The organism is Pedobacter sp. 05L430 (assembly GCF_056397585.1).
The window spans coordinates 1-11,161 of sequence record NZ_JBFTNT010000126.1 but is presented as its reverse complement, the minus strand read 5'-3'; the positions used below and the strand labels follow the sequence as shown (position 1 = coordinate 11,161).

Here is an 11,161-nt window from a genome sequence, read left to right as displayed (position 1 = left end):
AAATAATGTATTGCCTATTTATACTATAAATAAGTATCTGATTAATGATGTTGAAGAGGCTTATTTAAATGAGTTTGATGTAAAGTGGAGAAGTAATGCCCTTCCAGAAAATGAAAAGGAACAATACAGACAGGCCTCGTTTAAACTTTTAAAATCGATTTACGATAAGGGGATTATTGCAATTAATGCCAAACATCAAAAAGGAAGTAAGAATTATGATTTCTCTTTGCTGGATAATAATATAAGTAAAGCGGTTAGTACTCAAGATGTATTTACCGTACAAACTGCTCTTGATTATTTTAAAGATAATTTCCAGTCTGTAAATCTGAAAGTTAAGGAGGTAATTGTTAATCTTGTTGAAGATCATTTGCAGCCCAACATTATTTTTAATGAGAAATTGACGGCTATCGTACAAGAGAATGCAATAAATAGTCTTTCTACAACCAGAGGAATGGTTCAGAAAGGCGAGCTGATCATTGCTAAAAATAATGTGATTGACGACGAGATTTACCAAAAGCTGCAGTCATTTAAGGAAATATATGAAGCGCAGTCTAAAACAATTGGTGATAGCAGCCTGGTTTATTTTGGTCAGATCCTGCTTGTAGGCTTTAATGTTTGTTTGCTAATGGTGTTTTTACACTTGTTTCGTAAGGATATATTTGCCGACAACCGTCAGCTTTCTTTGATATTACTGGTAACGACGAGTATGCTTTTGGCCTTATCTTGGGCTATAAAGCTTAGTCTCCCTAGTTTATATTACATTCCATTTTGTATAGTCCCCATTATTATAAGGATATTATTTGATACCAGGTTGGCACTATATCTGCATTTATTGGTGATCCTGATTGCCGGTTTCTTTGTGCCAAATAGCTTTGAGTTTGTATTTTATCAAACAACTGCCGGTATGGTGGCTATCTATAGTATTCGGAATTTGGTTAAAAGAGAGCAATTGCTATTGTCGGCTTTATTTATATTGTCGGCATATTTTATTTCTTTTATTGGCATTGCATTATTGAGGGAAGGGGCTATCGGTCAGATAGAATGGATGAATTTTGTTCCATTTATTGTTAGTGTATTGCTTTCTTTGCTTGCTTATCCTTTGATTTATGCTTTTGAGAGGCTGTTTGGAATCACCTCTGATGTTGCATTAATTGAGCTTACTAACACTAATAATAAACTGCTAAGGGAGCTGGCTTTTAAAGCTCCTGGTACGTTTCAGCATTCTTTGCAGGTAGCAAATCTGGCCGAGGCCGCAATATTCAAAATAGGAGGGAACTCATTGCTTGTTCGGGCGGGGGCATTGTACCACGATATTGGTAAAATAGAGAATCCTCAATATTTTATTGAAAACCAAAATACCGGACTTAGTCCGCATGATAAGCTGCCATATGAACAAAGTGCCCAGATCATCATTAAACATGTGCACAAGGGCATAGAGATCACACGTAAGCATCAATTACCCGAAAGTGTGATAGACTTTATAAGAACTCACCATGGTAATACCCGTGTAGATTATTTTTATCAGTCGTTTTTGAAGAATTCTCCTGAAAAGTTTGTTGATGAGAATATCTTCCGCTATCCGGGACCTATACCTTTTTCTAAAGAAACTGGTGTTTTAATGTTGGCAGATTCGGTGGAAGCGGCCTCAAGAAGTCTGAAAAATCCGGACGCCCAGAGCATAAATGACCTGGTTGAACGCATAATTGACTATAAACTGGAGCAAAATCAATTAGATAATTGCGATATTACATTAAAAGATCTCGAAACTATAAAGCTGATATTCAAGACAATGCTTATGAGTATCTATCATGTTCGAATAGATTATCAACAAACTCTATAAAATTTCTTTTGCAAATATTAATGAATTGCTATATTTGCAACCTCGAARGGGAGATTTCGAGATACGGAGGGATGCCTGAGTGGCCGAAAGGAACAGTTTGCTAAACTGTCGTACTGGCAACGGTACCGAGGGTTCGAATCCCTCTTCCTCCGCAAAGCCGGAAAAGTGTCTGTTTTTAGAACACTTTTCCGGCTTTTTTATATCTATTTGAAAACGAATGAATTGTGTTTGTTTTTGAGTTTCTAAAAATAGAAGAGATAAAATTACTCAGCAATCTCATTTAAGCGTCTAAAAATATTTTTTAAGTTAATTTACTGTATTTCAATATGTTGTTTGTTTTTGTCTGATACGAAAGAATGAGGACGTAACATTGAAATTCTGAAAATTGTAAGAGGGGACATGGGATTCGAACACCTTCATAGATCCAAATACTAAGGTTTTTGTATGTACTATTAACGACAGTTCGTATTTTCTATAGTCAACTTAGCAAAGTTTACTAGAAAACTTAGTGTTTCTTGTGATTTAACATTTTGTTTTTTAGGGTTTTATATCTTTCTCTTGTTAATGCTAAAACTACCATTTCTTTGATAAACATGGTATTCCTACTGCTTTGTAGATACTCATGATACTCTGCTCACAGTCTTTCTTAATAATCAGGAAATCTTCATTTTCGATTTCTCCATTTTGTATAAGTTCTTTGGTTTTGAGTATCCTTTTGTAGCCTGTTCATATGGCCTTACCCGGATATATAAATATACAGTTTGTATGCTACTCAATTCCTTCTAAAAGGATGAAAATTGATTGTTGTTCCCACAATGCAATATTATTTAATAACTTAATAATAGATTGACAAGCAATTCTAGAATGAATATTTTTTTTGGAAAATCCTAATAAACTTCAGTAGGAAAATTGGCATTTACGATGACTCAACATTATGTTACCGACTGAAGCCTCTTTTTCCATTTAACAAATTCATGCCAGATTACGGATGAGAATCCGATGCCAATACTGAGGGACAGCTGGATTAAGCTCAGTGACTGAAATCCAAAGAATACTGTTAATGGTTTGATGTAGAGAATAGCACCTGAAATAAGTATAGTGATCATAATTATGAGAAATACCAGGTTGTTTTTGTACTTTATGGTAGTAAGTAGAGAATAATAGAAAGATCTGTTAACCAGAGTGAGCAATACATTTGCCGCGATTAAACAGGTAAATACCATGGATCTTGTGAGGAGTTCTCCATAACCATGTTGAACGGCATATTGATAGATAAATAGAGTTCCTGCGGTAATCATTAATCCTTGCAGGATGCTTGTGGTCAATTCTTTCCCGCTGAAAAATGTGTTAGAAAAAGGGCGCGGTTTCTGAAGCATGGTGTTTTGCTCTATCGGTTCATTTTCATAAATAATGGAACAGGTTGGCCCCATCACCAGTTCTAAAAATATAATGTGAATGGGAGAAAAAATATTGGGATAAATCCAACCCAGGGCTAAGGGAATAAATACGGTTAATATGATGGGGATGTGAATAGAGATGATGTATTGAATTGCTTTTTTCAGGTTGGTGTAGATTCTTCTGCCCATTGCTATAGCAGTTACCATTTTGGCCAGGTCATCTTCCAGCAGGATCAATGAAGCGGCTTGCCTGGCGATTTCTGTGCCTCTTTTTCCCATTGCAATCCCAATATGTGCGGCTTTCAGGGCAGGACCGTCATTTACTCCATCACCGGTCATGGCAACGATTTCATTGTTTGATTTTAAGGCGTTAATGATCTTGAGCTTCGCATCCGGGAACATCCTGGAAAATATGTTCATTTGCATTACAGTGCGCTGAAGTTCTTTTTCCGGCATTTTCATAAGCTCATCACCGCTGATGCTTTTTTCGTACCCTTTGAACCCGATTTGTCTGGCGATAGCGGTGGTGGTTGCCGCATTGTCCCCGGTGATGATTTTAACGGCAATTCCAGCCTGGTAGAAATCCTTTAATACTTGCTCAATGTGTTGTTTGGGCGGGTCATAAAAGGCCAGCATACCGATGAATTTAAACTTAAATTTTTGCTGCTGATCCGGAAACTGAGATCCCGTAAAATCCGATTGGCCTACTGCCAGGACGCGGTATCCCTGTGAGGCAAGTGAGTTAACAGCCATTGTAATCTTTTCTTTTTCAAAAGCCTCAAGTTCCGATACCGCAATCAGGGCTTCAGGGGCGCCCTTAGCTGCGATGATCCGTATCCCGCTTTTATTTTCAAATATGTGGGTCATCATGGGCGGTTTTCCACCTAAAGGATATTCGTGAACCATTTTATAGTCCGGGCGTTCATCGGAGAATGTAGTTTCAGCATAACCATGGTGTAAGGCGACTTCCATTGGATCGAATGGAATAGGTTCACTGGCCCACATCCCCATTCGGATCAGGGCTTTTTCTGCATCATTAAGACCCTGGTCAGGAGCTGCTATTTTATCGGATGCCAGCAGATATAGTCTGGCAAGACTCATTTTGTTTTCGGTAATTGTTCCGGTTTTGTCTGTGCAGATTACCGTCGCACTGCCCAGTGTTTCTACGGTTTTCATCTGTTTGACCACGACCCCCATTTGCATCATGCGCCATGCCCCCAGTGCCATAAAAGTAGCGAAGGCCACCGGTATTTCCTCTGGCAATATACTCATGGCAAGGGTAAGTGCCTTTAACAGGCTATCCAGTACATCGAGGGAATTAAAGTAATTAATGCCCCATACGATGCAAAAAACGGCTGCTCCGGCAACCACCATTTTTTTGATAAAATTGTTGATTTGAATTTCTAGTGGTGTCTTTTCTTCTTTGATATCTTCCAGACTTTTACCAATTTTTCCCAATTTGGTGCCATTTCCAATCGCTGTAACCACTGCTATGGCCAGCCCGCTGGCTACAGTGGTGCCCTGGAAAACCTCGTGATTGGTACTGTCTTTGTCTTTATATACCGCAAAGGATTCCCCGGTAAGTATAGACTCGTTTACAGAGAAGTCATTAGAATGAACAATACTGCCATCGGCGGTAACAGAGGTACCTTCTTGAATGATCAGATAATCACCGATTACAATTTCTTCACTTTTAATCTCGGTGGTCTGACCATCCCTGATGACCTTGCAATGTGGCTGACTGTAGGTTTTCAGTTTATCCAAAGCATTTCTGCTTCTGGAGTCCTGATAAAGTGAAATAGCCGCTACTAAAATAACTGCTGATGCCAGAAAAATGGCATCTGACGATTGACCGCTAATGAGGTAAATAACCGCGGCGGCCATCAGTAAAATAACCATTGGTTCTTTTGCCAGGTTTTTAATGGCATCTATAAGCGCATACTCCTTTTTAGAGGTTAAACGGTTATCACCATTTTTTGATCTTGAGGCAATCACTTCTTGCTTCGATAATCCGGGGATATTAAAGTTGTTTGCAGGCATCTGTTTAAGATTGATACTTTAAAAATCGGTTATATTCCCGAGCATAGGAGTGATTCAGATCATTGTTTTGCTTGATTCCTGCTCAGGTGGTTTTTACCCCAAAAAGATAGCCAACCAATGCGGTCATGACCATGGCTGCCGTTCCCCAAAAGCAAATTCTCAGGACGGCCTTTCCCCGGCTAGAACCACCTGCTTTTGCCGCAACCAATGCTGACAAGCCCAGGAATACTATAGAAAAGCCATATTGGTAAATGAGCATCAGTTTTATTGGTGCAAATATCGAAACCAGCAACGGGAGCAAGCCACCAATGATGAAGGAAGCTGCTGAGGCTAATGCTGCCTGCATCGGTTTCGCCTGGGTGATCTCGTTAATACCTAGTTCATCCTTAGCATGCGCCCCCAGGGCATCATGGGCAGTGAGTTGGACTGCCACTTGCTTGGCCAGGTTTTCATCCAGGCCTCTTTGGCGATAAATATTGGCCAGCTCCTGTAGTTCCGCATCCGGTGTATTCTCCAGCTCTCCTTTTTCTCTCGTCAGGTCAGCGACCTCGATGTCCGATTGTGAGCTTACTGAAACATATTCCCCTGCAGCCATGGATAATGCTCCTGCTACCAGTCCTGCCAGTGCAGCAAGAACAATCGGTTCCCGTGTGGTACTTGCTGCTGCAATCCCTATTGCCAGACTTGTAGTAGAAAGGATGCCGTCGTTTGCCCCTAAAACTGCAGCCCTTAACCAGCCGCTTCTGTTGGTATAATGTTCCTCAATTTCCATACGATGTTTTACCTCCATTGATCATGTCTGATACGATGCCCTTGTTTTCTTTTCTTTCAGCCAGTAATACCCCTGCAATGTGTACTCCAATAAAGATCAGGATCAAATACATACAGAAACCATGAAATTCTTTGATGCTGTGGCTTGTCCCCTTGCTGATACCCAGTTCCTGATCAAATGCCATAGACAGTCCTGTAACGCCCATAATAATTAACAGCAGGTAGAAAATAAGGTATAGTGCTTTAACGGTAAGATCGTGCAAAGCCAGATTGGATTTTTTACTGTGCCTGCGATAAGTCTGATATGCACTGTTCAAGCTGCTGAAAAATTTTTGTTTACGAGGTTGAAAAATTTCAGCAATTAACCTGAACAACAATATTGCGACCAGGGCGTAACCAAAATAGATATGGATGCCCCAAACCTTGTCTTCAAGGCCATGGGCTACGCTTTTAGCTTGCCCGGGGGTTACAGAAACACCGGATTTCTGCAATTGTTGTTGTACATAGCTTGTATTGCCTTTTACATCTAACAAGGTTGAATTTAACAAGACTGTTAATAATGATCCGCTAATGATTAGCAGGTTCAGCCAATGCCATACCCTAACAGAGGCACTATGTTTTTTGATATCAGATGGATTGTCAATATCTTTTCTTAGCGGTTCGATAATAGCCATGGCGATTGTGTTAATCTTATTTTACTTTTAAATTTAAGGTAATAATGTTAGAAACCAGTCCTGTAGATCTGCTGTAATGTCCGTATCTCAGTTCCAGCATGTTAAGATGTTGCCAGCCAAATACACCATGGGGTGGGGCAAGTCGTATCCCTGCGCCATAGAAATCACTGTTCAGAGTAGATAGGTCATAATCACTGGTAAAATAGGCAGCGGAAGGATCATGTTGGCCATAGGGAGCGAAATAGCGTGATCCGGTTTGCTTGTTATAACGATAAAAAGGACTTAAAGAGATAAATGAGGTTAGTTTTACAGGAACTTCTATTTCGGCAGTATGGGCCCTGATGCCCCAGTTATCCATGAAATATCTGTAATAAGTTCGGATGATGACCTGATCACTCGCAAAGTAATTTAACCGGGCTGCAATAGGTAGCTTATAACGCTTGTCGGGCAAGGTTTCTGCTCTTAAAGAGCCATCCGTAAAATAGTCGCGCTGGTATTTGGTGGCCAGTAAACCTTTCTGGTAAGCTGGCTCGACCATGATCAGTGCCTGCAGCTTTTGGTTGATGACCTGGGAAAGAGAGAAAGCGGCACTGAATGAATTTCTTGGACTTGATCCCTCACTTTTTGATTCCCTGCCATTGCCTGGATTGGTTTCAGATCTCAGTTCAACGGGTAGGATGACTTTCCAGGTATCCAAAAATGCCTGCAGTTTGAAATCAAACTGCGTATTTTTATCTTTTGATAAACGAGTAAGGTTAAATCCTGCCCCTAAGGATTGGTAGTCATATTCTGTTGAAAAGGATCCTATAAAGCCGATAGCATTCCCTGTTTTTTCATTACTGTGTGTCCAGTTTAGCGAAGGGTAGACACGCGTGTCTGCCCTGGAGGCAGAAGAGATGGTGCCTGGATCTATTTTATCCGATGAAGCAGAAGTGTAATGGTCTACACCGAGTTCAAACAGAAAAGTGTTTTTATTCCCTGCTTTGTTGAATTTAGACAGCTGCAAATCGAAGGTGTTTGCAAAATCTGTTAGTTTTTCAGTTCCTATACCACCCGTTACAGCCGAATTGTTCCCATCCTGATGGTAATATGCTGATACCAGGTTAATTTCATCAATTTTGAGTTTTCTGCTTTGGTAATTGCTCGTGTCGGAAGGAGTGGCTTTAATTTTAATTTGTCCGTTGGCACCTAATACACCGAGGAACAGCATGAGTACATGCAGATAAATTTTTCTCATTATTTCCGCTAATTACAACCACAACCACCACCACTTTTTCCGCCATTGGCACCCGATCCGCCTTCCCGGTAGAGCTGGAAACTTTGTTCAAATTTCTGAGCTGGTCTCGACGATAAGGTCATTTCGGCGTCGTTGAGCTTGTTTTTTTGATAGGGTTTCACTGTTGCGCACGCACTCAGCAAACTGAGGGCAAAAAGGCTCGTACCTAGAAGTACTGATATTGGAATTGACGTTTTCATATCATTGTTTTACATTAATATTTTTGGAAGTATACAAACGGTCAAAATCATCTATAATGATGCATGCGACATGTTGCAACTGGTTGATCAGATCAAGACCTACCTGAACGCCCATTACCACTACTGGTGTGGCCAGGGCATCAGCCAATTCAGCGCTCGGACAAAGGATACTTACACTTTTGATTCCGCTAACCGGAAGACCGGTCTTAGGATCAATGGTATGCGAATATTTTTTGCCATTAATGGTAGCATATTTTTCATAATTGCCAGATGTTGCAATGGCCATGTTGCTGATGTTTAATGAAGAGAAGGGAAGGTTGCTTTGGTTCGGGTCAGCGATGCCTATGGTCCAGGGTCTATCGTTTAACTGCATGCCCCAGGTCACCAGGTMACCCGCGGCATTAACAATTCCAGCTTTGATACCGATATTTTGCAAAACAAGCTTGGCCCGGTCTGCGGCATACCCTTTGCCAATACCGCCAAATCCAATGCGCATACCCTTGTTTTTCAACATTATTGTCGAATTTTCTGTGTCTATTATTACGTTTTGATAGTTGATCAGACTTACCGATTGAAGCGCAGTTTCAACCTCCGGAAGCGAGGTCATGTTGATGTCAAAATTCCACAGGCTTTTATCAATAGAACCATAAGTAATGTCAAAAGCGCCCTGGGTAATATCCGATATTTTTATGGCCCGCTGGATAAGGGAAACCACCTCTTTATCTACCTTTACKGGTTTTATACCCGCATGCTGATTGATCAGGCTAGTCTGACTGCTGTCTCTGAAAGTGCTGAACAGCGCTTCAATCCGGCTCACCTCTGCTATAGCTGCATCAATTGCCTTTCGGCCGGCAGCTTCATCCTCAGCAATCACCGTGAACTCAAACCGATTGCCCATTAGCTTCAATATACGCTGACAGGATTCTTTGATTCTCATTGCTTGTTAATTACCGGATACTGTGGTTTTGATTTCCTGAACAAACTTTTCAGGACTTTCATTTGGATAGCCATCCCAGGATTTTAAGACTTTTCCATCTTCGTTCACCAGCAGGGTATAAGGAAATTTACCGTCCGGGTTATATTTTTCTGCCAGAGCCTCATTTTGTTCAATTTGTGCTGCAGACAACTGATTCTTTTTTTGACGGGGGAAATCTGCGCGCACMAGTACCAAATGTGGTTTGGCGTAATTCTCAAAGGTTTCGGATTCGAAGATCTCTTTTCTTAAACGAATGCATGGACCACACCAGTCAGATCCTGAAAAATTGATTAAGATCTGTTGATGACCGGCTTTAGCCTGCTGCTGTGCCTCATTGAAATTGCCATTCCAGATTAAGGAAGCTGGAACAAATGATAATAGTATAATTAGTAATATTTTCATCAGTATGCCTTTTGATGAATCTAATATCTATGGGAATTCTGAAGACATTGTGAAGTTGTGTGTTAAAATATGTTAAGGTTTTGTCATCTAATTTTTATTTTCGGAATGCTTAAAGACAATCTTAAAGTGGTGTTGTTCCCGTTGATAGCAGTAACTCAACTGATAATTCTTTCTTATACATACTTGTTTCAAAATGGCCAGTCCCAGTCCCGTACCATCAGAGGCGTTGTCTTTATAAAATCGTTCAAAGATTTTTAAAGGATCCAGGCCCATCTGTGTGCTGGTGTTGGAAAAATCAAGGTTATCTTCGGTCAATGTAATCCGAATGGACCCTCCGTCGTAATTATGTCTTATGGCATTACTGAAAAGATTATTCACCAAAATCTCTACTAAGGAGCGGTTGGCATAAATGATAAATTCGGCGAGTTCTGATTGTATGTTCAAATTCCTTTTTTGAATGAGTTCCTGGAAGTAACCGAGTTTCTCTTCAATTAAAGTCTTAAGGTTAATTTCTTCCCTTGCCTGGAGCTGATTGTTGTCAATTTTCACCAGGAGTAAAAGAGACTGATTCAATTTTGTTAGTTTCGAGGTGGCTTTATACAGATCTGACAGGATTTCACTTTCTTCTTTCCCCAGTGAATTGGACTGCAGCAGGGTGTCAAGTTTGGAGTTGATCACTGCAAGAGGCGTCATCATTTCATGGGCTGCATTTTCAGTAAACAGCTTGATCTCTTTATAATCCGATTTTACCTTTAAGGATACTTCAAGAACAGCTTTGTTCAGTTCTTTAAATTCTTCAATATTGGTTTGGATTGGCTCAAAAACCTTCTCCTGATTAATGTTAAATGCCTTGATGTTTGTTAATAATTGTCTGAATGGCGACCACATTCTTCTGATCAGGATTTTGTTGACCAGCCACAAAATCAATAACAACGCTATGACAGGTAATAAAATGATCAGGATGATGCTTTTGATCTGTTCCTGACGTTCAAATTTTGAGGCGATGATGAGTATTTCGTAAGGTTGCCCGTTCAGCACCAATTGTGTTTTCAGGTATCTTGCAGACTCTTTATGTTTTTTTTTAGGATTGTAGAAATTTGTGTCAGCAAACGATCTGCGGCTATTGCTCAGCTTATGTATTTTTTTATACTCCACGATTACATCATCGAAACCTTCGGGGGATGGCAGAATATTTTTAACATGAGCAAAGTCTTTTACTTCCAGGAGCTCCTCATATAAGTGGTCCTCGATCTGCCTGTTGATGTATTGACCTAATGTCTGATAAAATAAGAATCCTATAATCAAGAGGCCTGTAAGGGTAATGACAGATAAAATGCTGTTGTAACTGGTAAATAATTTCATGCATCGGTGAATTTATAACCTACTCCATAAACCGATTGAAAATAGTCTTTGCAGCCGGAATCTGTCAGTTTTTTCCTTACATTTTTAATATGTGTATAAATGAAATCAAAACTATCTGCCATGTCCGCTTCATCACCCCATATGTGCACCACTGCCGCGGATTTGGAAATCACCTTGTTTTTGTTGACCAGGAAATATAAAAGAAGGTCAAATTCTTTTCTGG

The 11,161-nt window shown here is 40.2% G+C and carries 10 protein-coding genes and 1 tRNA gene; 2 read left to right on the top strand and 9 right to left on the bottom strand.

Annotation, left to right across the window (positions count from 1 at the left end; genetic code table 11):
• Together AC1DG9_RS16180 and AC1DG9_RS16175 are read left to right on the top strand one after the other, a co-directional pair.
• Positions 1-1,840: HD family phosphohydrolase (locus tag AC1DG9_RS16180; RefSeq protein ID WP_477634892.1), on the top strand; the 1,840-nt coding region annotated here is incomplete at its 5' end.
• A 65-nt stretch (positions 1,841-1,905) separates the two neighbouring features.
• A tRNA-Ser gene (locus AC1DG9_RS16175) sits at positions 1,906-1,992 on the top strand.
• Between the two features lie 780 nt (positions 1,993-2,772).
• On the opposite strand, the gene AC1DG9_RS16170 is transcribed toward AC1DG9_RS16175, so the two are convergent.
• The 9 genes from AC1DG9_RS16170 to AC1DG9_RS16130 all read right to left on the bottom strand — a co-directional run.
• Entirely contained in the window at positions 2,773-5,277 is a 2,505-nt protein-coding gene (locus tag AC1DG9_RS16170; protein WP_337716628.1) for a cation-translocating P-type ATPase, read from the bottom strand.
• Positions 5,278-5,359: 82 nt separating this feature from the next.
• The gene (locus tag AC1DG9_RS16165) at positions 5,360-6,049 is read right to left on the bottom strand and encodes a VIT1/CCC1 transporter family protein (RefSeq protein WP_099437513.1); all 690 of its coding nucleotides are present in this window, start codon (positions 6,047-6,049) and stop codon (positions 5,360-5,362) included.
• Complete coding sequence (locus AC1DG9_RS16160; RefSeq protein WP_172659910.1) at positions 6,039-6,722, bottom strand: cytochrome b/b6 domain-containing protein; 684 nt, start codon at positions 6,720-6,722, stop codon at positions 6,039-6,041. Before AC1DG9_RS16160 ends, AC1DG9_RS16165 begins: the two co-directional genes overlap by 11 nt.
• A gap of 16 nt (positions 6,723-6,738) precedes the next feature.
• A complete protein-coding gene (locus AC1DG9_RS16155) occupies positions 6,739-7,959 on the bottom strand; it encodes a DUF3570 domain-containing protein (protein WP_337716630.1) in 1,221 nt (406 codons plus the stop codon).
• Between the two features lie 8 nt (positions 7,960-7,967).
• Positions 7,968-8,120, bottom strand: a complete 153-nt coding sequence (locus tag AC1DG9_RS16150) for a DUF4266 domain-containing protein (RefSeq protein WP_288879068.1) — start codon at positions 8,118-8,120, stop codon at positions 7,968-7,970.
• A gap of 79 nt (positions 8,121-8,199) precedes the next feature.
• Positions 8,200-9,135: an FAD:protein FMN transferase gene (locus AC1DG9_RS16145; protein WP_477634891.1), complete on the bottom strand. Its 936-nt coding sequence runs from the start codon at positions 9,133-9,135 to the stop codon at positions 8,200-8,202.
• 6 nt (positions 9,136-9,141) lie between these two features.
• Positions 9,142-9,576, bottom strand: a complete 435-nt coding sequence (locus AC1DG9_RS16140; RefSeq protein ID WP_172659913.1) for a thioredoxin family protein — start codon at positions 9,574-9,576, stop codon at positions 9,142-9,144.
• Between the two features lie 87 nt (positions 9,577-9,663).
• Positions 9,664-10,938: a sensor histidine kinase gene (locus AC1DG9_RS16135; protein ID WP_216854319.1), complete on the bottom strand. Its 1,275-nt coding sequence runs from the start codon at positions 10,936-10,938 to the stop codon at positions 9,664-9,666.
• Positions 10,935-11,161 (bottom strand): helix-turn-helix domain-containing protein (locus AC1DG9_RS16130; protein ID WP_477634890.1); only part of this gene is annotated, 227 nt, incomplete at its 5' end. The genes AC1DG9_RS16135 and AC1DG9_RS16130, both read right to left, overlap by 4 nt.